Source organism: Micromonospora sp. NPDC047074, assembly GCF_040643815.1.
Lineage (GTDB): Bacteria > Actinomycetota > Actinomycetes > Mycobacteriales > Micromonosporaceae > Micromonospora.
This window is the reverse complement of sequence record NZ_JBEYVB010000005.1, coordinates 233,647-256,951: the sequence shown is the minus strand read 5'-3', so window position 1 is coordinate 256,951 and position 23,305 is coordinate 233,647. Positions and strand designations below refer to the sequence as shown.

Annotated in this window: 21 protein-coding genes; 10 read left to right on the top strand and 11 right to left on the bottom strand. The window is 75.2% G+C overall.

Annotated features, from left to right (window positions below; genetic code table 11):
* Positions 1-136 precede the first annotated feature (136 nt).
* Positions 137-1,360, bottom strand: a complete 1,224-nt coding sequence (locus ABZ809_RS11120; protein WP_357562312.1) for an acyl-CoA dehydrogenase family protein — start codon at positions 1,358-1,360, stop codon at positions 137-139.
* Positions 1,360-2,448 carry a phosphotransferase family protein gene (locus ABZ809_RS11115; RefSeq protein WP_357562311.1) on the bottom strand — a complete coding sequence of 363 codons (1,089 nt, stop codon included), beginning with the start codon at positions 2,446-2,448 and terminating at the stop codon, positions 1,360-1,362. Before ABZ809_RS11115 ends, ABZ809_RS11120 begins: the two co-directional genes overlap by 1 nt.
* A 150-nt stretch (positions 2,449-2,598) precedes the next feature.
* Between ABZ809_RS11115 and ABZ809_RS11110 the strand changes: the two genes are divergently transcribed.
* Positions 2,599-3,303, top strand: a complete 705-nt coding sequence (locus ABZ809_RS11110) for an amino acid-binding protein (protein ID WP_357562310.1) — start codon at positions 2,599-2,601, stop codon at positions 3,301-3,303.
* Between the two features lie 117 nt (positions 3,304-3,420).
* Positions 3,421-4,476, top strand: coding sequence for a GNAT family N-acetyltransferase (locus tag ABZ809_RS11105; RefSeq protein WP_357562309.1), 1,056 nt, complete (start codon positions 3,421-3,423; stop codon positions 4,474-4,476).
* Between the two features lie 130 nt (positions 4,477-4,606).
* Here ABZ809_RS11105 and ABZ809_RS11100 read toward each other — a convergent pair whose 3' ends face one another.
* Positions 4,607-6,172 (bottom strand): aldehyde dehydrogenase family protein, encoded by a 1,566-nt coding sequence (locus ABZ809_RS11100; protein ID WP_357562308.1) that lies wholly within the window; start codon positions 6,170-6,172, stop codon positions 4,607-4,609.
* A gap of 438 nt (positions 6,173-6,610) precedes the next feature.
* Here ABZ809_RS11100 and ABZ809_RS11095 point away from each other — a divergent pair, with 438 nt between their 5' ends.
* Positions 6,611-9,508: a glycoside hydrolase family 9 protein gene (locus ABZ809_RS11095; protein WP_357562307.1), complete on the top strand. Its 2,898-nt coding sequence runs from the start codon at positions 6,611-6,613 to the stop codon at positions 9,506-9,508.
* 151 nt (positions 9,509-9,659) lie between these two features.
* Here the strand turns inward: ABZ809_RS11095 and ABZ809_RS11090 are convergent, their stop codons facing one another.
* The gene (locus tag ABZ809_RS11090) at positions 9,660-10,562 is read right to left on the bottom strand and encodes a hypothetical protein (protein ID WP_357562306.1); all 903 of its coding nucleotides are present in this window, start codon (positions 10,560-10,562) and stop codon (positions 9,660-9,662) included.
* 92 nt (positions 10,563-10,654) lie between these two features.
* Here ABZ809_RS11090 and ABZ809_RS11085 point away from each other — a divergent pair, with 92 nt between their 5' ends.
* The 3 genes from ABZ809_RS11085 to ABZ809_RS11075 all read left to right on the top strand — a co-directional run bounded on the left by ABZ809_RS11085 (position 10,655) and on the right by ABZ809_RS11075 (position 13,201).
* A complete protein-coding gene (locus ABZ809_RS11085; protein WP_357562305.1) occupies positions 10,655-11,179 on the top strand; it encodes a DUF488 domain-containing protein in 525 nt (174 codons plus the stop codon).
* A 64-nt stretch (positions 11,180-11,243) separates the two neighbouring features.
* Positions 11,244-11,762: a SigE family RNA polymerase sigma factor gene (locus tag ABZ809_RS11080; RefSeq protein ID WP_151456279.1), complete on the top strand. Its 519-nt coding sequence runs from the start codon at positions 11,244-11,246 to the stop codon at positions 11,760-11,762.
* Positions 11,759-13,201, top strand: a complete 1,443-nt coding sequence (locus ABZ809_RS11075) for a hypothetical protein (RefSeq protein ID WP_357562304.1) — start codon at positions 11,759-11,761, stop codon at positions 13,199-13,201. The genes ABZ809_RS11080 and ABZ809_RS11075 overlap by 4 nt, the downstream gene beginning before the upstream one ends.
* 19 nt (positions 13,202-13,220) lie before the next feature.
* Here ABZ809_RS11075 and ABZ809_RS11070 read toward each other — a convergent pair whose 3' ends face one another.
* Genes ABZ809_RS11070 through bioB form a run of 3 tightly spaced genes read right to left on the bottom strand, consistent with a single transcriptional unit; the run spans position 13,221 to position 14,958 of the window.
* Positions 13,221-13,727, bottom strand: coding sequence for a GNAT family protein (locus tag ABZ809_RS11070; protein ID WP_357562303.1), 507 nt, complete (start codon positions 13,725-13,727; stop codon positions 13,221-13,223).
* A gap of 5 nt (positions 13,728-13,732) precedes the next feature.
* Positions 13,733-13,954, bottom strand: a complete 222-nt coding sequence (locus tag ABZ809_RS11065; RefSeq protein WP_357562373.1) for a hypothetical protein — start codon at positions 13,952-13,954, stop codon at positions 13,733-13,735.
* A gap of 8 nt (positions 13,955-13,962) precedes the next feature.
* A complete protein-coding gene (gene bioB, locus ABZ809_RS11060) occupies positions 13,963-14,958 on the bottom strand; it encodes a biotin synthase BioB (RefSeq protein ID WP_357562301.1) in 996 nt (331 codons plus the stop codon).
* 150 nt (positions 14,959-15,108) lie between these two features.
* On the opposite strand from bioB, the gene ABZ809_RS11055 reads away from it, so the two are divergent.
* From ABZ809_RS11055 to ABZ809_RS11040, 4 genes are all read left to right on the top strand, one after another.
* Complete coding sequence (locus ABZ809_RS11055; RefSeq protein ID WP_357562370.1) at positions 15,109-16,245, top strand: 8-amino-7-oxononanoate synthase; 1,137 nt, start codon at positions 15,109-15,111, stop codon at positions 16,243-16,245.
* Between the two features lie 142 nt (positions 16,246-16,387).
* Entirely contained in the window at positions 16,388-17,092 is a 705-nt protein-coding gene (bioD, locus tag ABZ809_RS11050) for a dethiobiotin synthase (RefSeq protein WP_357562369.1), read from the top strand.
* Positions 17,093-17,146: 54 nt separating this feature from the next.
* A complete protein-coding gene (locus ABZ809_RS11045) occupies positions 17,147-18,760 on the top strand; it encodes a histidine kinase (protein WP_357562300.1) in 1,614 nt (537 codons plus the stop codon).
* A complete protein-coding gene (locus ABZ809_RS11040; protein ID WP_357562298.1) occupies positions 18,757-19,434 on the top strand; it encodes a response regulator transcription factor in 678 nt (225 codons plus the stop codon). The genes ABZ809_RS11045 and ABZ809_RS11040 overlap by 4 nt, the downstream gene beginning before the upstream one ends.
* A 24-nt stretch (positions 19,435-19,458) precedes the next feature.
* Here ABZ809_RS11040 and ABZ809_RS11035 read toward each other — a convergent pair whose 3' ends face one another.
* From ABZ809_RS11035 to ABZ809_RS11020, 4 genes are all read right to left on the bottom strand, one after another.
* The gene (locus tag ABZ809_RS11035; RefSeq protein WP_357562296.1) at positions 19,459-20,211 is read right to left on the bottom strand and encodes an ABC transporter permease subunit; all 753 of its coding nucleotides are present in this window, start codon (positions 20,209-20,211) and stop codon (positions 19,459-19,461) included.
* A complete protein-coding gene (locus ABZ809_RS11030) occupies positions 20,208-21,140 on the bottom strand; it encodes an ATP-binding cassette domain-containing protein (RefSeq protein ID WP_357562295.1) in 933 nt (310 codons plus the stop codon). The genes ABZ809_RS11035 and ABZ809_RS11030 overlap by 4 nt, the downstream gene beginning before the upstream one ends.
* A 251-nt stretch (positions 21,141-21,391) precedes the next feature.
* A complete protein-coding gene (locus ABZ809_RS11025; protein ID WP_357562293.1) occupies positions 21,392-22,555 on the bottom strand; it encodes a cytochrome P450 in 1,164 nt (387 codons plus the stop codon).
* 9 nt (positions 22,556-22,564) lie between these two features.
* Positions 22,565-23,233, bottom strand: a complete 669-nt coding sequence (locus ABZ809_RS11020) for a 50S ribosomal protein L11 methyltransferase (RefSeq protein WP_357562292.1) — start codon at positions 23,231-23,233, stop codon at positions 22,565-22,567.
* Between the last annotated feature and the right edge of the window lie 72 nt (positions 23,234-23,305).

The window sequence follows — 23,305 nt, the reverse complement described above, 5'->3', positions numbered from 1 at the left end:
GCCCGTGCCGCCGATCTTGCACTTGCCGCCCCGGCATTCCGGGCATTGCTCGCATTTAGGGGGCACGAAGTGCAAGATCGACGGCGGGGCGGCGGGGCGGCGGGGCGGCGAGGCGGTGTGGGGTGGGGGTTGTCTCTCAGGGGTGGGGTGGGGTCCAGCGGCGGAGTTCGCGTTTGGCCAGGGAGGAGCGGTGGACCTCGTCGGGGCCGTCGGCCAGGCGCAGGGAGCGGGACTGGGCCCAGAGGGCGGCCAGCGGGGTGTCCTGACTGACGCCGGCTCCGCCGTACGCCTGGATGGCCTTGTCGATCACCCACTCGGCCATCGCGGGAGTGGCGATCTTGATGGCCTGGATCTCGGTGTGCGCGCCCTTGTTGCCCACGGTGTCCATCAACCAGGCGGTCTTGAGCACCAGCAGCCGGGCCTGCTCGATGCGCACCCGCGACTCGGCGATCCACTCGCGCACCACGCCCTGCTCGGCGAGCGGCCGGCCGAACGCGACCCGGTCGAGCGCCCGCCGGCAGAGCAGCTCCAGGGCCCGCTCCGCCATGCCGATCAGCCGCATGCAGTGGTGGATCCGGCCGGGGCCGAGCCGGGCCTGGGCGATCGCGAAGCCGGAGCCCTCGGCCCCGACCAGGTTCTCCACCGGTACGCGGACGTCGGCGAAGTCGACCTCGGCGTGGCCGCCGTGCGAGGCGTCGCTGTAGCCGAACACGGTCATGCCCCGGCGCACCGTGACACCGGGGGTGTCCCGGGGCACCAGGATCATGCTCTGCTGGCGGTGCCGGTCGGCCTCCGGGGCCGTCTTGCCCATCACGATGAAGATCTCGCAGCGCGGGTCCATCGCGCCCGACGACCACCACTTGCGCCCGTTGATCACGTAGTGGTCGCCGTCGCGGGTGATCCGGGTGGCGATGTTCGTCGCGTCCGAGGAGGCCACCTCGGGCTCGGTCATGCAGAACGCCGAGCGGATCTCGCCCTCCAGCAGGGGCCGTAGCCAGCGCTCCTGTTGCTCCGGCGAGCCGAACTCGGCGAGCAGCTCCATGTTGCCGGTGTCGGGGGCGGCGCAGTTGAGCGCCTCCGGGGCCAGGTGCGGGCTGCGCCCGGTCAGCTCGGCCAGCGGGGCGTACTGGAGGTTGGTCAGCCCGGCGCCGTGGCGCGGGTCGGGCAGGAAGAGGTTCCACAGGCCGCGCTTGCGCGCCTCGGCCTTCAGCTCGGCCATCACCGGGGGGCGGGCCCACGGGTCACCCGCGTCGGCCACCTGCGCGGCGTGCACCGCCTCGGCCGGGTGGACGTGCTCGGTCAGGAACGCGGTCAGCTCGACCCGCAACTGCTCGGTGCGGGTGTCGTAGGCGAAGTCCATCAACGCTCCCTGGCGGCGGTCAGCCCGTGTTCGACCAGCGGTGCCACCATGTCGCCGATCCGGTCGAACCCCTCGCCGAGCGTCTGCCCGAGCGTGTGCCGGTAGTGGATGCCCTCGCAGATCACGGCGAGCTTGAAGCAGCCGAGCGCGACGTGCCAGTGCAGCGGGCCGACGTCGACGTCGCCACGCCCGGCGTACCGCTCGATCAGCTCCGCGCCGGCGGGGAACCCGGCGCGCGGGCCGAGCCCGTCGGCGACCGGGTTGCCGGCGCCCGCGTCGCTGCCCCCGAGCACGTCCCAGTAGGTCAGCAGCAGCCCGAGGTCGGCCAGCGGGTCGCCGAGGGTGGCCATCTCCCAGTCGAGCACGGCCCGGACCTCGACCGGGTCGACGGCGGCGAGCAGATTGTCCAGCCGGTAGTCGCCGTGCACGATCCGGCCGGTGTTGGCGCCCTCCGGCGCGGTGCCGGCGAGCAGGTCGCGCAGCTCCTCGATGCCGGGCAGCGGCCGGCTGCGGGAGCGGTCGAGCTGGCCCGCCCAGCGGCGGACCTGCCGGGCGAGGTAGCCCTCCGGCCGGCCGAAGTCGGCCAGCCCGACCGAGGCGGGCTCGACCGCGTGCAGGGCGGCCAGGGTGTCCATCATCGCCAGCGCCAGTTCGCGCCGTTGCCCGGCGGTGAGCGGGTCGGTCTGGGCGCGGGTGCGGAACACCTCGCCGCGCACCCGCTCCATCAGGTAGAAGGGCGCGCCGATCACCTCGGTGTCGGCGCACAGCAGCAGCGCCCCGGGCACCGGCACGTCGGTCGGCGCCAGGGCGGAGATCACCCGGTACTCCCGGGCCATGTCGTGCGCGGTGGCCAGCACGTGCCCGAGCGGCGGACGGCGCAGCACGACCTCGCGCCCGCCGGCGTGCAGCAGATAGGTCAGGTTGGACTTGCCGCCGGCGATCAACCGGGCCCGCAGCGGCTCGCCGGCCAGCTCGGGCCGGTGCCGGGCCAGGTAGCCGGCCAACCGGTCGAGATCCAGCCCGCGGGGGGCGGCGGCGGGGGCAGGGCCGCTGCCCGGCTCGTACGCGTCCACGGCCGGCTCGGTCATCCGAATAGTTGATGGCAGCTCCGCCATGTTGTCAAGCTCGGGATTTGACCCTCGGTACATGCCGCGGCAACAGGGGCGAAACGGCCAGCCGGCAGGCTGGGGCCCAGCCTGCCGGCCAGTGCGCCGGCCCGCCGAGCGGAGGGTTCAGAGATGTTGCTGCGAGTTCGGGTCACCCTGCCGGATCGTCCGGGCACCCTCGGCCAGGTGGCGCGCACCCTGGGCGTGTCCGGCGCCGACATCGTGCAGGTGGTCGTCCTGGAGCGGCTCGGCGGGCGGGCGGTGGACGACTTCACAGTGGTCTGGCCGGGCGCGGCGCGGGTCGAGCGGCTGCTCGCCGGGCTGGCGGCCATTCCCGGCGTACGGGTGGACGGGGTGTGGCGGGCGATCGGCGCGCCCACCACCTCGGGGCAGGACGCCGAGCTGCTGGCCCAGGTCGCGGCCAACCCGGTCGAGGGGGTGGCCACCCTGGTCGACGCCGTTCCCGGGCTGCTCGCGGCCGACTGGGCGGTCGCCGCGGTGGTGCCGGTGGACTGGGCCTCGCGGACCGGCACGGCCGGTGAGGCGACCGTCGGGTACGCGAGCTGGCGTGCGCCCGTACCGCCGCGGTTGCCGGAGGTGACCCCGCTGCGCGCCCGGGCGATGACCGTGCCCGGCGAGGCGCACTTCGCGGTCGCGCCCTTCGGCCGGGCCGGCCTGGTGCTGGTGGTGGCCCGGGAGTGCGCCGGTACGCCGGCTGCGGCGGCCTTCCACGCGACGGAGGTGGACCGGCTGGCGCAGCTCGTGCGGGCCAGCGCGGTGATCCTCGGCGACCGGCTCGACCTGGTCGGGGCCCCGCCGGTGGCCGCGAAGCCCTGAGCCGGCCCGGCGGCGGTCACTGTGGCGCAGGTCGCGTGGCGGAACCGGAGCCGTCACCCCCGGGCAACCGGCCCGCAACAGCCACCGGCGAGGGTCGTACGCGGAAGGGAGTGAACCATGACGCTGTGGCGGATCCGAGCGACCGTGGACGACCGGCCGGGCTACCTGTCGGTGCTCACGGCCAGCCTGGCGCTGCGGGGGGTCAACATCCTCGCCGTGCAGGTGCACACCACCGAGCGGGGCGCGGTCGACGACTTCCTGGTCGACGCGCCGGACACGCTCGACGAGGCCGGCCTCGTCGCCGCCGTGGAGCGGGGACGCGGCCGGGACTGCTGGGTCGCGCGCAGCGAGGCGCGCGGGCTCGCCGACCAGCCCACCCGGGCGCTCGGCCTGGCCACCCGCCTGGTGCGGGATCCGGACTCGGCCGGGGAGGCGCTGCGTGCCCTGCTCGGCGCGGACACGGTCACCTGGCGACCGTCGCCCGCGGGCGCCGGCTGCGGGATCGCCGAGACGACGATGCTGTTGGAAGACCCGGCCGGCGGATCGTTCGCGCTGCACCGGGCCGCGCCCGGTTTCACCCCGGCCGAGTACGCCCGGGCCCAGGCCCTGGTCGAGCTGTCGGCCGCCGTCGCGCGCCGGGCGGCGGAGCAGGTCACCCTGGTGCTGCCCGACGGCGCCGAGGTGTCCGTACGGCCGGCCGTCGCCGACGACCTGTCCGGCGTGGTCGAGCTGCACGAGGAGTGCTCGCCGCACAGCCGCCACCGCCGTTACCTCGGCGGTGCGGGGATACCGGCCCCGGACCGGCTGCGCCGGCTGCTGGAGCCGAACCGGGGCGTGACCCTGCTCGCCACGGCCGGCGGTGACGCCGGGGAGGCGGAGCCGGTGGTGGCGATGGCGAACCTGCTCGCCGAGGGCGACGAGGCCGAGGTGGCGCTGCTGGTCCGCGACGACTGGCAGCGGCGGGGCCTCGGCTCGGCCCTGCTGCGCCGGCTGGTCCGGCACGCGGAGCAGGCCGGCTACGCCGCTCTGGTGCTGCACGTCCAGGCGGAGAACGCCCCGATGCTGCGCACCGTGCGGAGGCTCGGCCGGCCCACCCCGACCGAGCGGGACGGCGGCCTGGTGACCCTCACCGTTCCGCTCGTCGAGGGCGCCTCCGCGCGGCACGGGGTGTGAGCGGTAAGCCGTCGTCCGGGGCGGGGCGGGCGCGGCGGGCGGGCTGATGCCGGGCCGGTGCGCCGCCGCCGGGTGCAAGGAAGGGCACCCTGCAATCGCTATGCGTTAGTAGGGTGCCCTTCCTTGCACCTCAGGTCGTGGGGTAGCTGTTGTAGTCGGGGAAGTTGCCGTAGAGGCGGCCGTCGCCGCCCTGGGTGACCGCCTGCACCAGCAGGTCGCCGCCGACGAAGGCGCCCTTCCAGGAGGCACCCCGGCCACCGAACGGCTCGTCGCGGTCACCCCGGGATCGCGGCTTGTTGATGCCCACCTTGAACGCCTGGAGGTCGACCGCGAGCTTGCCGGCCAGTTCCTCGTCGTCACAGGCCAGGGAGGCGACCAGCGCGCCGTTGGAGGCGTTCATCGCGGCCAGCAGCTCGTCGGTGGTGTCCACCACGACGATGGTGTCGACCGGGCCGAACGGCTCGGCGTGCATCAGCCGGGACCGGCCGGGCGGGGCCAGCAGCACGGACGGCGCCACGTACGCGGAGGTGTCCTGCCCGTCGAGGAACGGTGCCCCGGTGAGCTTGCCCCGGTGCAGGGGCACCGCGCCGCCGCGTACCGCCTCGTCGACCTTGCGGCGCAGCTCGTCGGCCTTGGCGGCGCTGATCAGCGGGCCGAAGTCCAGCTCGGGCAGCGGGTCGCCGGCGGTCCAGTCGTCGCCGACGGCGAGCGGGTGCCCGAACCGGACGGAGCGTACGACCGGCAGGTACATGTCGAGGAACTCGTCGACCAGGTCCCGCTGGACCACGAAGCGCGGGTACGCGGTGCAGCGCTGCTTGCCGTACTCGAAGCCCTTCTTGAGGTGCCCGGCGAGCAGGTCCCACTGGGAGAAGTTCCAGATGCCCCAGGCGTTGAGGCCCTCCTGCTCGATGAAGTGCCGCTTGTCGGAGTCGAGCAGCGCGGCGGCGACCTTGCCGCCGTTGGAGCGCCCGCCGACGAACGCCACCGCGCCGATCTCCGGCGCCCGGACCAGCACCTCGGACAGCTCCTCGCCGCCGCCGGAGACCAGGGTGGCGGGCAGCCCGGCCCGGTGCATCAGCGCGTGCGCGACCGTGAGGCAGACCGCTCCGCCCTGCGAGGGGGTCTTGGCGATCACCGCGTTGCCGGCGAGCAACTGCACCAGCTCGGCGTGCACGAGCACGCTCATCGGGTAGTTCCACGACGCGATGTTGCTGACCGGTCCGGGCAGCGGCTCCCGGCCGTCGGCGAGCATCCGGTCGATCTCGCCGACGTACCACCGGACGCCGTCCAGCGCCCGGTCCACGTCGGCGCAGGCCAACCGCCACGGCTTGCCGATCTCCCAGACCAGCAGCAGGGCGAGCAGGTCGCGGTGGGCGGTGAGCGCGTCCAGGGCGTCGGTGACCCGGGCCTTGCGCTCGGCGAGCGGCGTGTCGGCCCAGCTCCGGTGCGCGGCGGCAGCGTGCGCGACCGCGGCGCGGGCGGACTCGGCGTCGAGCCGGGCCAGGTTGACGAGCACGGTGTTGTCCACCGGCGTGCGTACGGGGCTGGGGGTGCCCACCGCGTGCCAGTCGCCGCGGACGAGGTTGTGCAGGGTGGTGACACCGTCGAGCGGGGAGCCGAACGCCTCGGGCACGGCGGTCACCGCGCGGGCGAGGGTGTCGGACCAGGCGGTGCCGTCGGCGAGTCGTAGTGCCATCGCGATCTCCTCAGGGCCTCAGGGAGCGGCGGCATCGACGGCACCGCTGATGTGGCGTACTGTCGCGCGCCGGAAAGGGGCGGGCAACAGTACGTTCGTATGCCGGAACGCCGGTCCCGCGCCGGAGCGGCCGCGACGCACGTTCACGTGCGACCTTCACGTCTCTGGGCTGCGCAAACGGCGGCGATCCATCGAGGTACTTAGATTATGTGATGAACGTCCGATGGACAGGCAAGCGCTTTCCTGTCGGCCCGCCGGGAGCGCGGGCCGAATCGGCCGTCTTCACAAACCGATGACCGTCCGATTACATTGTCGAGCATCCATGGGAGCGCTCCCGGGCCCGTGGTCACCCCCCACCACCTTCGCCGGCACGCCCCCGAAACGCGGTTGCGCGCCCTCCTCCGTGCCGCCGGCGACGCCACCGACAGGAGCACCGTCATGCGCCACCCGAGACGCCCGCGCCGACCGGGCGAACAGCCCTGGCCGCGCCGCCTGCTGGCCGCCGGCGCGGCCTTCGCCGCCGGCCTCGCCCTCGCGGCCGCCGCCCCCACGCCGGCCTCCGCCGACCCGGCAGGGGCCGCGAACGCCGCGCCCGCCTTCAACTACGCCGAGGCGCTCCAGAAGTCGCTCCTCTTCTACGAGGCGCAGCAGTCCGGCCCGCTGCCGGCCTGGAACCGGGTCTCCTGGCGCGACGACTCCGCGCTCACCGACGGGGCCGACGTGGGCGTGAACCTCACCGGCGGCTGGTACGACGCGGGCGACCACGTCAAGTTCGGCTTCCCGATGGCGGCCAGCACCACCATGCTCGCCTGGGGCGCCGTCGAGTACCGGGACGGCTACGTCGCCTCCGGCCAGCTGCCGCACCTGCTCAACAACCTGCGCTTCGTCAACGACTACTTCGTCAAGGCGCACCCGGCGCCCAACGTGCTCTACGGACAGGTCGGCAAGGGCGACGACGACCACAAGTGGTGGGGCCCGGCCGAGGTGATGCAGATGGCGCGGCCCGCGTACAAGATCGACGCGAGCTGCGGCGGCGCGGACCTGGCCGGTGAGACGGCGGCGGCGATGGCCGCGTCGTCGATGGTCTTCCGGCCCACCGACGCCGCCTACGCCGACAAGCTGCTCGGGCACGCGAAGCAGCTCTACACCTTCGCCGACACGGTGCGCAAGAGCTACCACGAGTGCATCACCGACGCGACCAGCTTCTACCGCTCCTGGAGCGGCTGGCAGGACGAGCTGGTCTGGGGCGCGATCTGGCTGTACCGGGCCACCGGCGACGCCGCCTACCTCGCCAAGGCCGAGAGTGAGTACGACAAGCTCGGCACCGAGAACCAGTCCACCACCCGGTCCTACAAGTGGACCATCGCCTGGGACAACAAGCAGTTCGGGGCGTACGTGCTGCTGGCCAACCTGACCGGCAAGCAGAAGTACGTCGACGACGCCAACCGCTGGCTCGACTACTGGACCGTCGGCGTCAACGGGCAGCGGGTGCCGTACTCGCCCGGCGGGATGGCGGTGCTCGACTCGTGGGGCGCGCTGCGCTACGCGGCGAACACCTCCTTCGCGGCCCTCGTCTACAGCGACAAGACCACCGACGCCACCCGCAAGGCCCGCTACAAGGACTTCGCCGTCCGGCAGATCAACTACGCCCTCGGCGACAACCCGCGCGCCTCCAGCTACGTGATCGGATTCGGCGCCAACTTCCCGAAGAACCCGCACCACCGCACCGCGCACGGCTCCTGGTGGGACAGCCAGACGGTGCCCGCCGAGACCCGGCACACCCTCTACGGCGCGCTGGTCGGCGGCCCGTCCTCGGCCAACGACGCGTACACCGACAGCCGGTCGGACTACGTGATGAACGAGGTCGCCACCGACTACAACGCCGGCTTCACCTCCGCGCTGGCCCGGCTCACCCAGGAGTACGGCGGCACCCCGCTGGCCGGCTTCCCGCAGGCCGAGACGCCCGACATCGACGAGATCACCGTGGAGACCACGGTCATGCAGGCCGAGCCGCGCGCCACCGGCCTCAAGACCATGATCTACAACAAGTCGGCGTTCCCGGCCCGCGCCCTGACCGACGGGAAGTTCCGCTACTACTTCCGCCCCGACGGCACCGGCCCCGTCACGGTCACCCCCGGCTACACCCAGGGCTGCCCGTCGCCGGCCACGGCCAAGCAGTTCTCCGGCGACATCTGGTACGTCGAGGTGGACTGCACCGGGCACACCATCGCCCCGGCCGGGCAGTCGCAGCACCGGATGGAGGTGCAGTTCAAGATCGGCGTGCCCGAGGGCGGCACCTGGGACCCGACGAACGACCCGTCGTACCAGGCGACGGCCGGACCGAACCGGAAGGTCACCCTCTACTCGGGCGGCACCCGGATCTGGGGCGAGGAGCCCGGGCCGGCCACCCCGGACACCACCGCGCCGACCACCCCCGGCACCCCCGTCGCCTCGGCCGTCACCGCGACCGGGCTGACCCTGACCTGGCCCGCGTCCACCGACGCCGGCGGCAGCGGGCTGGCCGGCTACGAGGTCACCCAGGCGCAGGTCGGCAGCGACGCGCTCGTCCTGCTCAACTCGGCCACCAACACCCTGGCCGTGACCCGGCTGCTGCCCGAGCGGACGTACCGCTTCACGGTGCGGGCCCGCGACGGCGCCGGCAACCGGTCGACCGCCTCGCCCGTGGCCGAGGTGACCACGCCCGCCGCGCCGGCCCCCGACACCGTCGCGCCGACCCGCCCCGGTACGCCGACCGCCTCGGCGGTCACCGCCACCGGGCTCACCCTGAACTGGGCCGCGTCGACCGACAACGTCGGCGTCACCGGGTACCGGGTCTACCGGTCGGCCGCCGGCGGGGACACGCTGGTCGGCTCGCCCACCGGCACCACCCTGGCCGTCACCGGGCTGACCGCCGCCACCGCGTACACCTTCCACGTGGTGGCCGTGGACGCGGCCGGCAACGCCTCGACGGCGTCCACGCCGGTCTCCGTCACCACCGCCGACCCGCCCGCGAGCGGCGGATGCGCGGTGACCTGGACGAACAGCACCTGGGACACCGGCTTCACCGCGAACATCACGGTCACCAACACCGGCACGACCACGATCGACGGCTGGACGCTCGCCTTCACCTTCCCGCACGCCGGGCAGAAGGTGGGCCAGGGCTGGTCGGCGACCTACACCCAGATCGGCACCGCGGTCACCGCCACCAACATCGCCTACAACGGCCGGCTCGCACCGGGGGCGTCGACGAGCTTCGGCTTCAACGGCACCCACACCGGCTCGAACCCCAAGCCCACGTCATTCACCTTCAACGGCATCCCCTGCACCGTCTCCTGAGCTGATCCGCCGGGGTGGCGCGGACGTCACCGTCCGCGCCACCCAGGGAATCTTGGACAGTTGCCGTTCCCAGGGAACGGCAACTGTCCAAGATTCACCCCTCGGGCCGCCAGCCAGCGGCGACCAGGGCGCGGCGGAGCGAGTCGGCTACCTAGGTGGGGCGGGCGCGGACCAGCCACGCCGGGAAGCGCAGGATGCGGTCCCCGGCGGTCCAGACGTCGTTCTGGCGACTCATGTCGGCCGCCCAACGCCGCACGTCCATGTGGTGCGCCCCGTCGATCTCGACGTGCAACCCCCACTCCCGCCAGTACGCGTCGAGCCACCGCGTCCGCCCCGAGGCGTCGGCGCGCCGCTGCTGGAGGCGGGGCGCCGGCAGGCCGTGGCGGCGGCAGAGCCGGACAAAATCGATCTCCGAGAGCGCCTCCGCGCCACCGGCGATGTCGGCCACGGTCTGCCGGATCAGCGCCCGCCGACGGGCCCGGGGCAGCGCGTCCAGTACCGCCGTCAACTCCTCCGGCGTGACCCGGCGCTGCTGGCAGCCGGCCGCCAGCGCCGCCTGCGCCTGGTCGACGGTGCGGGCCCAGCCGGCCGCGTCCACCAGCGCCCGGGCGGTGGTGGTCCGTGGCGGGCGGGCGAGCTGGAGATGCGCCGCCGGCAGCACCGACGCGCGGTGCACGACGACCGCCGGCATGTCGACCGGCAGCCGGCCCAGCACGGTACGGCCCGCCCGGCGGTGCGCCGGCACGAGCACGTGCAGCGGCTCGCGCCGCAGCCCGCGTACGCCCGCCTCGGCGGCAGCCGTCGGGCCGGTCAGGACAGCACCGGAGCCCACGGCGAGGACGGCAACCCACAGCTGCTGGTCCCGGGTCAGCCGGCCGTTGCCCGTCAGCACGATGCCCCGGCAGATCGCGCGCCACCGCCCGGAGCGCACGCGTCCGCGTACGGTGCCCTCGGTCAGCGAACGGGTCACCTGGGCGGTGGTGACGACGCCGGCCTGCTCGAACGCCAGCCAGGCGAGCGCGTCGGCCTCGTCGGCCGGAAGGTCGGGGTACACCCGTCCCACCCTCGCCGCCGGCCGCGCCTACCGCCGCCCCGCACCCAGATCCCGGGCGGTAACGGCCCGGGATTCGGGGCATTCCCCACGGCGTGACACTGCTGACGGTGGGGCACGGGGCGGCCGACCGGGAGCGGCTGGGCGAGCTGCTGGCCGCCGCCGGGGTCGCGCTCGTCGTGGACGTGCGGCGCTTCCCGGCCAGCCGGACCAACCCCGACGTACGCCGGGAGGAACTGGCCCGCTGGCTGCCGGCGGCCGGCGTGGACTACCGCTGGGAGCAGCGCCTCGGCGGCCGGCGGCACACCCCGGCCGGCGCCGACGAGCCGGACACCTGGTGGACCGTGGCCGCCTTCCGGGCGTACGCGGCGCACACCCGTACCGCCGACTTCCGGGCGGCGCTGGAGACGGTGCTGGCCGACGCGGCGGCCCGGACCACGGCGGTGATGTGCAGCGAGAGCGTCTGGTGGCGCTGCCACCGGAGGCTGATCGCCGACGTCGCCGTGCTGGGGCACGGCGTGCCGGTGTCCCACCTGATGCTCGACGGCCGGCTCACCCCACACCGCCCCGCCGACGGCGCCCGCCGCTGTGGCGACCACGACCTGATCTGGAACGCCTGAAAAACTCCCCGCCAGACCCACCCGCGCGGCCACCGCCGGGCGTGCTCCGTGTCGGGAGGTGGGCGTGGACCCTGAGGAGTCGTTCCGGGCGTACGTGTCCGGGCGGATCGCGGCGCTGTCCCGGGCGGCGTGGCTGCTGACCGGTGACCAGCACCAGGCCGAGGATCTCGTGCAGCTCACGTTGGTCCGGGTAGCCCGGCACTGGGAGCGGGTGAGCGCGGCCGGCGACCCCGAACCGTACGTCCGGCGGACCATGTACACCCAGCACGTCTCGCTTTGGCGGCGTCGTTGGCGGGACGTGGACCTGCGCGCGGACCCGCCGGAGCAGGCGATGCCCGACGGGACCGCCGGCGTCGCCCGCGCGATGGTGGTCCGTGCCGCACTGGCCCGGCTCGCACCACGCCAACGGGCCGTGCTGGTGCTGCGCTTCTTCGAGGACCTCACCGAGGCGGAGACCGCTGACGCGCTCGGCTGCTCGGTCTCGACCGTCAAGAGCCAGACGCGGGATGCCCTGGCGCGGCTGCGGGCACACGCCCCCGAGCTGGCCGACCTGGTCGGCGTCACCACCCGGGAGGACCGATGAGCGACGAGTTGCGTACCGCGCTGCGTGAGCTGGGCGAGCGAATGCCGCCAGCCCGGCTGCCCGGCGACCCGTGGGCCGCCGGGCGGCGGCAGCGGCGGCGGGCCCGCTGGCGCACAGCCGGGGCGGTGCTGGTCGCGGTGCTGGCCTGCGCGCTCGGTGTGCCGGCCGGGCTCGCGACCCCGGGCCCGTGGGCGACGCCGGCGGCAGCCCCGGCGGGCGTGCCGGCGCGGATCGGCCTGCCGTACATGTGGCAGGCCACCGTGCAGCAGGACCCGCCCGGACCGGCCTCGCTGCTGTTTAGCGGTGGCGGCCTCGGCCTGCGCGGTGTCGACGGCCTCGACCACGAGGGCAAGGTCGCGGTCCTCGGCCGCGACGGCCGGTACCGGATGTTGCTCTACGGCGGCCGGGAGAGCGTCGCGGGGGAGGAGGTGCTGCTCTCCCCGGACGGCCGGTACGTCGCCGACGGCTTCACCGAGGGCTGGGTGGGCGTCACCGACCTCACCGACGGCAGCCGCCGGGTCTTCACCGGCTGGGCGGGCAGCACCTGCTGCGGCACACCGGTGGCCTGGGCGCCCGACGGAAGCGCGCTGCTCGTCTTGCACCACTCGGCGGAACCCGTGGAGCACGACGCCGAGGACGACCGCCGGCCCAGCCGGCTGGTGCTGTTGGAGCTGGACAGCGGCGCGGCCAGGGAACTGGGGCCGGGGCTCGGCGACAGGTGGAGCGTGCGGACAGGCTCGCTGGCCGCCTTCTCCCCGGACGGTTCACGGATCGTGGTCAGCGCGGGCGAGGAACTGGTCATGCTCGACCGCAACGGGGGGTCGTCCTGGTCCAGGCGGCTGGGGCCGGACCGTCGGCTCGCCGGGATCGGCGCGTTCACCCCCGACGGCTCGGCCGTTGCCGTGCTCCACCTGGACGGCTGCCTGACCTCGTGCGACGCGGACCAGCGGGCCGCGCGCACCTGGCGGGTCGAATACGTCGACACCGCCACCGGACGCGACGGCGCCGGCCCCGCGCTCCCGCCGGTACGTGGGCAGGCGCTGCGGGCGCTCGGCTGGCGGGGTGGGACCGACCTGGTGGCGTTGCGCTACGAGCCGGAGCCGGGCACCAACACGACCGAACTCCCGGACTGGAATGACACCGGCTACTGGGAGACCGGGCACGTCCAGTTGGTGGCCCTGCGCCCCGACGGTCACGTCGAGACGCTGCTCGACCCGCCCGGCCAGGTGTGGGCGATGGACGTGGCGCGGGACCTGCTGGTGACCGGCCGGTTCGGCGCCCCGGCGACCGACCCTCGTCCGTTCCCGGCCCGGCCGGTCATCCTGTTCGTGGCCGTGCCCCCGGCGCTGCTTGTCGCCGCGGTGGTGGGGTCGGTACTGCTCTGGCGGCGGCACCGGCGGTGGCTGCGGACGAGCCGTCCCGTCCCGCCGGGCCGCTGACGGGGCCCGACCCGTGGCGTCAGTCGGTGAGGTCGTCGACGAGCAGGTCCATCAGCAGCCCGTCGTGCCACCGCCCGTCCGCGCCGCGCTCGTAGCGGCGCAGCACCCCGACGGGGCGGAAGCCGACCTTCGCGTACGCCCGCACGGCCGCCGTGTTCGCCGCCGCCGGGTCGACGGTGAACCGGTGGTGGCCGTGCTCGTCGATCAGGTGCCGGGCCAGGGTGCGGATCGCGTCCCCGCCCAGCCCCGCACCGCGTACCGCCGGGTCGAGGAAGACGTCCATGCCGGCGTGCCGGTAGTCCGGGTCGTCCTCGGCGTACCACTGGATCGCGCCGACCACCCGGCCGGCGTGCTCGATCGCGTACACCGTCAGCGCCTCGTCGGCGAGGTCGGCCCCGACGGCCGCGGCGAGGTCGTCGTCGCCGCGCCACCAGCGCCGGACCTCCGGCGTGGCCCGGATCGCGGCGAGTGCCGGCACGTCCGCGGCCGTCGCCAGCCGCAGCGTCACCGCCCTGCCCCGCAGCATCCGGCTCAGCCCCGCGTCTCGCCGTGCTCGACGCAGACCGCCGCCCAACCGGTCGGCAGGACCTGCACCTTCATCCGGCGGCGGCAGTACGCGCAGAAGCGCGGCGGCTCCAGCGCCCGGGCCGCCGCGCACCCGTCGTGCGACCCGGCGGCCACGGCCTCGCCGCAGCGGTCGCACCAGGCGGCCGACGCCCGGTCGGCCGCCGGCACCGCGTCACTCGTCGTCACCGGGGCGGTCACAGCGTCGCGGAGAGCGCCTTGACCGGCATCTTCAGGTCGTCGAGCAACTCCAGGTCGGCCGTCGCCGGCCGGCCCAGGGTGGTCAGGTAGTTGCCGACGATCACCGCGTTGATGCCGCCCAGCAGACCGTCGCGGGTGCCGAGGTCGCCGAGGGTGATCTCCCGGCCGCCCGCGTACCGCAGGATGGTGCGCGGCATCGCGAGCCGGAAGGCGGCGATGGCGCGCAGCGCGTCCTTGCCCTCCACCACCGGGCGGTCGCCGAGCGGGGTGCCGGGGCGGGGGTTGAGGAAGTTCAGCGGGACCTCGTGCGGGTCCAGCTCGGCGAGCTGCGCGGCGAACTCGGCCCGCTGCGCCACCGTCTCGCCGAGGCCGAGGATGCCGCCGCAGCAGACCTCCATGCCGGATTCCCGGACCATCCGCAGGGTCTCCCAGCGCTCCTCCCAGGAGTGCGTGGTGACCACGTTCGGGAAGAAGGAGCGGCAGGTCTCCAGGTTGTGGTTGTAGCGGTGCACGCCCATGTCGACCAGCTCGTCGACCTGCTCCTGGCTGAGCATGCCCAGCGACGCGGCCACCTGGATGTCGACCTCGGCCTTGATCGCGGCGACGCCCTCACGCATCTGCTTCATCAGCCGGGCGTCCGGGCCACGCACGGCGGCCACGATGCAGAACTCGGTCGCCCCGGTCGCCGCCGTCTGCCGCGCCGCCTCGACCAGCGAGGGGATGTCCAGCCAGACCGAGCGCACCGGCGAGGTGAACAGGCCGGACTGCGAGCAGAAGTGGCAGTCCTCCGGGCATCCGCCGGTCTTCAGCGAGACGATTCCCTCGACCTCCACCTCGGGCCCGCACCAGCGCATCCGCACCTCGTGCGCGAGCTGGAGGGCGGCGGGCAGGTGCTCGTCGGGAAGGTTCAGCACGGCGAGGACGCCGGCCTCGTCGAGACCGACACCGCTGTCCAGCACCTGGGTCCGGGCCTGGTCGAGGATCTCTGGCATGGCTCGTACCCTACAAGGCCGCCTGGCCGGGAGAAACGGCCTGCGGGTCAGGCCACGGGTGCCGGGGTGGACACGCCGGAGCCGGGGCCGTGGGTGGTAATTTCGCCCGTCGGAAGCCGACGACGGTCGGCAGGCGGCGTGGGGGTGACGGTGGCGGACTGGCTGGCGGCGCTCGACCGCCGCGCCCAACTGCGCGCCAAGGCGGGGCTGACCCGTCGGCTGCGCCCCCGGGCCGCCGCCGACGCCGTGGTCGATCTCGCGGGCAACGACTACCTCGGCCTGGCCACCCACCCCGAGGTCACCGCAGCGGCGGCGCGGGCCCTGTCGGCGTACGGGCTGGGCGCCACCGGGTCGCGGCTGGTGCGCGGCTCCACCGACGCCCACCACGCGCTCGAGGACGCCCTCGCCGACTGGCTCGGCACCGAACGCGCGCTCGTCTTCTCCTCCGGCTACCTGGCCAACCTCGGGGCGGTCCGGGCGCTGGTGCGGCCCCGTACGCTGCTCGTCTCCGACGCCCACAACCACGCCTCCCTGATCGACGGCTGCCGGATCTCCGGCGCGGAGACCGTGGTGACCCCGCACGCCGACGTCGCGGCGGTGGCCGCCGCGCTCGCCGCCGCGCCCGGCCGGCCGGCGGTGGTCGTCACCGAGTCGGTCTTCTCCGTCGACGGCGACCTCGCCCCGCTGGCCCGGCTGCACGCCGTCGCCCGGGAGCACGGCGCGCTGCTGCTGGTCGACGACGCGCACGCCCTCGGGGTGACCGGCCCGGCCGGCGCCGGGGGAGTCGCCGCCGCAGCTCTCGCCGGTCAGCCCGACGTGGTCGTCACCGCCACCCTCTCCAAGGCCCTCGGCGGCGCGGGCGGGCTGGTCGCCGGGCCCGCCGCGTTCGTCCGACACGTGATCGAGACCGGTCGCACCTTCATCTTCGACACCGCGCTGCCCCCGGCCGTCGCCGCCGGCGTGCACGCCGCGGTCGGGCTGGCCCGCGCCGGCGACGACCTGCGCGCGGAACTGGCCGAGCGGGCGGCCCTGACGGTGCGCCGGCTGACCGCCGCCGGGCTGGCGGTCTCCGCCCCCGAGGGCGCGGTCGTCTCGGTCACCGCTCCCGGGCCGGAGGCCGCGACAGCCTGGGCGGCCGACTGCCTGGACCGGGGGGTGGCCGTCGGCTGCTTCCGGCCCCCGTCCACCCCGGACAACCGCTCCCGGCTGCGCCTGACCATCGGCGCCGGCGTCTCCCGGGCGGACTTCGAGCGGGCCCTGGAGGTCGTCGTGGAGTGTGCCCCGTGAGCGCGAGGAGTGAGCCGGGTTTGCGAGCCCCGCAGTCGCGAACCGAGGTGACGCCCGTGAGCGCGAGGAGTGAGCCGGGTTTGCGAGCCCCGCAGTCGCGAACCGAGGTTACTCAGTGACCGGGTCGCCGTGGCGCGGGCCGGTGCTGGTGACCGGCACCGACACCGAGGTCGGCAAGACGGTGGTCACCGCGGCGTTCGCGGCGGCCGCGCAGGCCGCCGGCCTGCGGGTCGCGGTGATCAAACCCGGACAGACGGGTACGGCCTCCGGTGAGCCCGGCGACATCGACGCGGTCAACCGGCTGGCGGCGCCGTCGACCGGGCGGACCCTGGCCAGCTTCCCCGACCCGCTCGCCCCGCTGGCCGCCGCCCGGGTCGCCGAACTGGAGCCACTGGAGCTGCACACCGCCGTCGACGCCGTCCGCGAGGAGGCCGAGAAGCACGACCTGGTGCTCGTCGAGGGGGCCGGCGGGCTGCTCGTCCCGATGGGGCTGCGGCCCTCGGGGGAATCCTGGACGGTGGCCGACCTGGCGGTCGCGCTGGGCTGCCCGGCCGTGGTGGTGGCCCGGGCGGGCCTGGGCACCCTGAACCACACGGCGCTCACCCTGGAGGCGCTGGACCGCCGGGCGGTGCCGGCCGGCGTGGTGATCGGCGCCTGGCCGGCGGAGCCGGAGCTGGTGCACTGGGCGAACCTGCCCGCTCTGGTGCCGAACCTGCTGGGCGCCCTGCCGGCGGGTGCCGGCGCGATGGATCCGGGGGTCTTCCGCCGGTCCGCGCCCGGCTGGCTCACCCCGGAGCTGTACGGAGTTCTCGACGACTGGCGGGCGTGGGCCGAGGAGATCAGCTGAGCACCTGACTTTCGTCGGTGCCGGCGCAGGTCGGGCGTGGGTAGCCTGGCCGCCGTGGAGAAGTGGTGGTCCGCTCGCACGGGCGGTCGGTGGCCCCGGCAAGCCGTCCGGCGGCGGCTCGCCGATCTGCTCCTGTGGGGGGCGACCGCCGCCCCGATCGGCTACGCGGGTGTCACTCCGCCGCACTCCCGGCATGCCATCGCCCTGACGCTCGGCGCGCTGCTGCTGCTCGCCGTCGCGGTCGCGGTCAGCCGGCGCTGGCCGGTGGCCGCCCTGATCGTGACGGTGCTGGGCTCGCTGCTGAACGGCAACTTCCTCTTCGCGATCCCGGTGTTCAGCTACCTGGCCGGTCGCCGGGGCGCCACCGCCGTGCCGGCGGCCGTCGCCTTCGCCGCGATCGCCGCCGGCGGCACCGTCCTCAACCTCGGTCTGCTCGGCACCGGCGCGGCCACCTGGTTCCTGCTCGCCTCGACCCTGCTCTTCGCCGGGGTGCTTCCGTGGCTCGTCGGGCGCTACCGGCGGCAGCAGGCGGCGCTGACTGACGCCGGCCGCCGGCACGTCGAGGCGCGGGACCGCGAGCGGCGGGGCGACGCGGAGCGCGTCCGGCTGCGGGAGCGGGCCCGGATCGCCCAGGAGATGCACGACTCGCTCGGGCACGACCTGAGCCTGATCGCCCTGCGCGCCGCCGCCCTGGAGGTCGCCGCCGACCTGACCCCCCGGCACCGGGCCGCCGCCACGGAACTGCGGGCCAGCGTCGCGGCCGCCACCGAGCGGCTGCACGGGATCATCGGGGTGCTCCGGGAACCGGACGGCACGGCGACCACCCGGCCGGCCGACGAGAGCGTCACCGAGCTGGTCGACGGCGCCCGGGAGGCGGGCATGGCGGTGCGGCTGGACGGGGCGGACGCCCTGGCGCAGCTACCGCCGATGGCCGCGTACGCCGTGCATCGGGTGGTCCGGGAGGCGCTGACCAACGCCGCCCGGTACGCCCCCGGCGCGCCGGTCACCGTCGTCCTGGCCGCCGACGGCGACCGGGTCGAGGCGGCCGTCGTCAACGCGCCGCCACCGGCCGGCCCGCTGCCCGGCCCGGCGTCCAGCGGGTCCGGCCTGCTGGCTCTCGCCGAGCGGGTCCGGCTCGCCGGTGGTGCCCTGACGGCCGGTCCCCGTACCGGTGGCGGTTTCGCCGTCCGCGCCCGACTGCCGGTGGCCGGCCGGCCGGAAACCGACGGCCTCCCGCCGCCCGGTGCCGACCCGCCTTCCGCCGGTGACCCGTGGCCGGTGGCCACGGCGGACGAAGTGGGTCGTCCGGGCACCGGGGAGGGGCTGGGCGAGGCCGAGCGGCGGCTGCGCGACGCCCGCCGGCAGGTCCGGCGCAGCCTGCTGGTGGCGCTGGGCGCCCCGGCAGGTCTCGCACTGGTCCTCCTGCTGGTCTACTACCCGGTCGCCACGACCGGAACGGTCCTGCGCGACGAGGCCTTCGCGCGGCTGCCCGTCGGGGCGGCGCGTGCCGAGCTCGCCGGGCTGCCCCGGCGGCAGCTCGACCCGCCGGCCGGTGCGCGCCCCGGCTGCGAGCACTACACCGACGGCAACTTTCCCCTGGCCCAGCCGACGTGGCGGCTCTGCTTCGTCGAGGGCCGGCTGGTCAGCAAGGAGCGGATCGACGGATGAACGCCGACACGACCGGCCCGGTGCGGGTGGTCCTCGCCGACGACGAGGCGATGATCCGGGCGGGCGTCCGGGCCATCCTGGCCACCGACCCGGGCATCGAGGTGGTCGCCGAGGCCGGTGACGGCCGGGCCGCGGTGGAACTGGTCCGGGCGCACCGGCCCCGGGTGGCGCTGCTGGACATCCGGATGCCGAGGCTGGACGGGCTCACCGCCGCCGCGGAGATCCGCCGGCTGGTGCCGGAGACGGCGACGGTCATGCTGACCACGTTCGGCGAGGACGACCACGTCGCCCGGGCGCTCGGGCACGGGGCCAGCGGGTTCCTGCTCAAGGCCGGCGACCCGCGGGAGCTGATCGCCGGGGTGCACGCCGTCGCCGACGGCGGCGCGTACCTGTCGCCGCGGGTGGCCCGCCGGGTGATCGAGCTGGGCGGTGACCGGGTGGCCCGCCGGCCGGTGGCCCGGGACCGGCTGGCCGTGTTGACCGAGCGGGAGCGGGAGGTGCTCGCGCTGGTCGGGGCCGGGCTGTCCAACGCCCAGATCGCCCGCCGGCTGCATCTGGTCGAGGGGACCGTGAAGAGCTACCTGACGAGCGTCTTCACCCGGCTGGAGGTGCGGAACCGGGTGCAGGCGGCCATCCTCGCGTACGAGGCGGGGCTGGTCGAGCCGACCGGCTGACCTCGCCCCGCCCCGGTTCCGGCCCTACGCGTCCCGGCGGCGCAACGCGGCGCGGCCCAGCAGCAGCGCCGCGCCGGCCCACCCGGCGAGCAGCAGCAACCCGACCGGCGCCGGGTAGGGGTCGCTGTCCCCGGCCAGGAAGTGCGCCCCGGCCACCCCCGGGAAGGCGTCGGCGACCCGGTTCAGCACGGCGATGTCCGGTTCCTGCAACGACAGCGGGACGATCATCAGAGTGGCGACGAGCACCGTCAGGGTGAGCACGGCGCTGCGCAGGGCCGCGCCGAGCCCGAGGGCCAGCACGCCGACCAGCGCCAGGTAGGTCGCGACCGCCAGGACGTCACCGAGGGTGCCGCCCGCCGGCGCGGTGCCCCAGCGGCCGAGCACCGGCCCGGCGACCGCCGCGCCGACGGCGCCGAGCAGCAGCCCGAGCGCGAACGTCACCGTCCCGGTCACCGCGGCCTTGGCCAGCAGCATCCGGCCGCGCGACGGCGTGCACTGCAACGTGGTACGGATCGTGCCGCTGGCGTACTCGCTGGTGATCACGAGCAGGCCGAGGGCCAGTACGGCGTACTGGGTCAGTTCGACCGAGCCGATCACGATGCTGCCGACGGTGACGATCCCGGCGTCGTCGACCGGATCGTCGTTGGTGTTCGCGTTGGCGGCGTAGATGGCCAGCTGGCCGGAGGTGGCGGCCATCAGCAGCACGCCGGCCAGCAGCGACCACCAGGTGGAACGCACGGACCACAGCTTGGTCCACTCGGCGGAGATCGTGTTCATCGTGCCTCGCTCGCGGTCGGGGCGCCGGCGTACTCGACGCTGTCGGCGGTCAGTTCCATGAAGGCCCGTTCCAGGGACGCCCCGTGCGGGCTCAGCTCGTGCAGCGGCACGCCCAGCTCGTACGCCAGCTCGCCGATCCGCTCGACGGTGGCGCCGGTGACGGTCAGCTCGGTCGGGCCGGCCGCCTCGACGGCGGCCCCGGCGGCGCTGAGCCGCGCGGTGAGCGCGGCCAGCCCGGCCGGCTGCGGGCTGCGGACCCGCACGGCCACCGCGCTGCCCGCGACCACCTCGTCGGTCGGGGCGTCGGCGAGCAGCCGGCCCCGGCCGATCACCACCAGCCGGTCGGCGGTGAGCTGCATCTCGCTCATCAGGTGGCTGGAGACGAAGACGGTGCGGCCCTCGTCGGCCAGGGCCCGCATCAGCTGCCGGACCCAGCGCACCCCGTCCGGGTCGAGTCCGTTGACCGGCTCGTCGAACATCAGCACCGGCGGGTCGCCGAGCAGCGCGCCCGCGATACCGAGCCGCTGGCCCATGCCGAGGGAGAGGGTCCGGCCCGGCTTGGCCGCGGCACGGTCGTCCAGCCCCACCGTGGCGAGCACCTCGTCCACCCGGCGGTCGGGTATCCCGTTGCTGCGGGCCATCGCGAGCAGGTGCGCCCGACCCGACCGGGCGGGGTGGATCGCCCGGGCGTCAAGCAGTGCGCCGACCTCGTGCAGCGGGCGCCGCAGCTCCCGGTACGCCCGCCCGCCGACCAGCGCCTGCCCGGCGGTGGGCCGGTCCAGCCCGAGGACCATCCGCATGGTGGTGGACTTGCCGGCGCCGTTCGGGCCGAGGAACCCGGTGACCCGGCCCGGCCCGATGTCGACGGTCAGGGCGTCGACGGCGGTCGTGGCCCCGAACCGCTTGGTCAACCCACGTAATGTGATCATGCACTGACGCTAGGTCCGGCACCGGCCGTGCCACCGCCCCCGAACGACACCCCCCGACCCTGACTTTCGTCAGCCCCCGCCCGCCCTCACCATCGGTGATCAGGACGCCATGGACCGTAAAACGGCCGGGTAAGGTCCACGGTGTCCTGATCACCGAGCGCTCGTGTCGTTGCCACAGGGCACAGGCCGTGTCCGTCGGGTCTGGCGTGTCCGGCGGAGCACACGCGGTACGCGCTGGGGCGTCAGCGCGGTCAGCGGCGGCGGACGACGAAGGCGTCGGGCATCCGGAAGGTGAGGTTGTCGGGGCACCACGGTTCGCGGACCACGGTGATCCCGCCGAGCAGCGGGGCGGCCTCGGCCACCACCACGGCCGCCTCCATCCGGGCCAACTGGTCGCCGACGCAGCGGTGCGTTCCGGCCCCGAAGGCCAGGTGCCGGCGGGAGCCGCGCTGCCCGGGCCGGAACTCGTCGGGCGCGTCCACGGCCGCCGGGTCCCGGGCGGCGCGGGCCAGCCAGAGCACGATGCTGGTGCCCGCCGGCACCGCCGCCCCGCCCAGCGTGGTGTCCACCGCCGCCACCCGCCGCCAGGTGACGATCGGCGGCTCCAGCCGCAGCCCCTCCTCGACCACGTCGGCGACCGCGACGGTGCCGGCGCGCAGGCCGGCGAGCACCGCCGGCTCACCGGTCAGCCGGTGCAGCAGCAGGGTGAGGAACTGCGAGGTGGTCTCCTGCCCGGCCACCAGCAGGAAGAACAGCGCGCCGACCACCACGTCGGGCGGATGCCCGGCGGCCCGCAGCGACCCCGCCAGCCCGCCCCCGGTCACCGCGAACTCCCGCAGCACCCGGTGGAATCGGCCCACCTCGGCGGCGAGGGCCTGCTGCCGGTCGGCGTCCAGCGGCGCCCAGAACAGTTCCAGCGCCGCGCGGGCGAACTCCTTCACCGCGCCGACCGGTGCGTCCGGCAGCTCGACCAGCCGGGCCAGCACCAGCAGCGGCAGGTCGGCGGCGAGCCGGGCGTGCAGGTCCACCGGGCGACCGGCGTCCAGGTCGGCGCCGATCGCGTCGAGGCGTTCCCGGACCAGCCCGGTCAACCAGGGGCGCTGGGCGGCGACGCGGGTCGGGTGCAGGGCGTCGGCGACGACCGCCCGGATCCGCGGGTGGTCGGCGCCACCGTTGTTCGCCAGGGTCGGCGGCAGCCGGAACCGGTGCCCGGCCAGCACCCGCAGCGCGGCCACCGGGATCGGGGTCACCGCGTCCAGCGCGTTGTCCGGCCGGTACGTCGCCGGATCGGTGAGCACCTCGCGGACCAGGGCGTGCCGGGTCACCACCAGGTGCTCGACGCCCAGGCGGTCGGGCACCCGGGCCACGTCCGGCCAGTGCGCGTCGGCGGTCTGCGCCCAGCTGCGGAACAGCACGCCGACACGCTAGCGGCCGGCCCCCGGCAGCCCGGCCCGCAACTGCCACACCGTGGTGCGCTTCACCCGTACGCTCTCCAGCGTCTCGGGCACCGGCACGTCGTAGCTGGCCAGCTCGTCGAAGCGGTCGCGGGGCAGGAAGGCCCGGCCGGGGTCGCCGACCAGCACCCGGGCCCCGGAGCGGGCGGCCCGGAGCAGGAAGCGCAGCACCCGGTTGGTCATCGCCTCGCTGTAGAACACGTCCCCGGCGAGCACCACCTCGGCCCCCGCGGCGTCGCCGTCGAGGATGTCGCCGAGTTCCGCGTCGACGCGTACCCCGTTGGCCTCGGCGTTGACCGCGACGGCGGCGACGGCCAACTCGTCGATCTCCACGGCGCGGACGGCGGCGGCGCCGGCCCGCGCGGCGGCGATGGCGACCAGCCCGGAGCCCGCGGCGAGGTCGAGCACCCGACGGCCGGCGACCAGCTCGGGGTGGTCGGTGACGTACCTGGCCAGCGCCTGCCCGCCGGCCCAGGCAAAGGCCCAGAACGGCGGTGGCTGGGCGCTGCGGAACTCGCCCTCGGTCAACTCCCACAGCCCGATGGCGTCGTCCGCCTGGTGCAGCCGCACCTCGGGAACGAAGGCGACCGGGGTGAGGCTGGCGTGCAACCGGACGAAGGCGGCGGAGAGCTCGGACACGCCGGTGATTGTCCCCCGCCGCCGGGCGGCCGGCGCACCGGGACCCGGCGGCCCGCCAGATTTCCGTGGGCC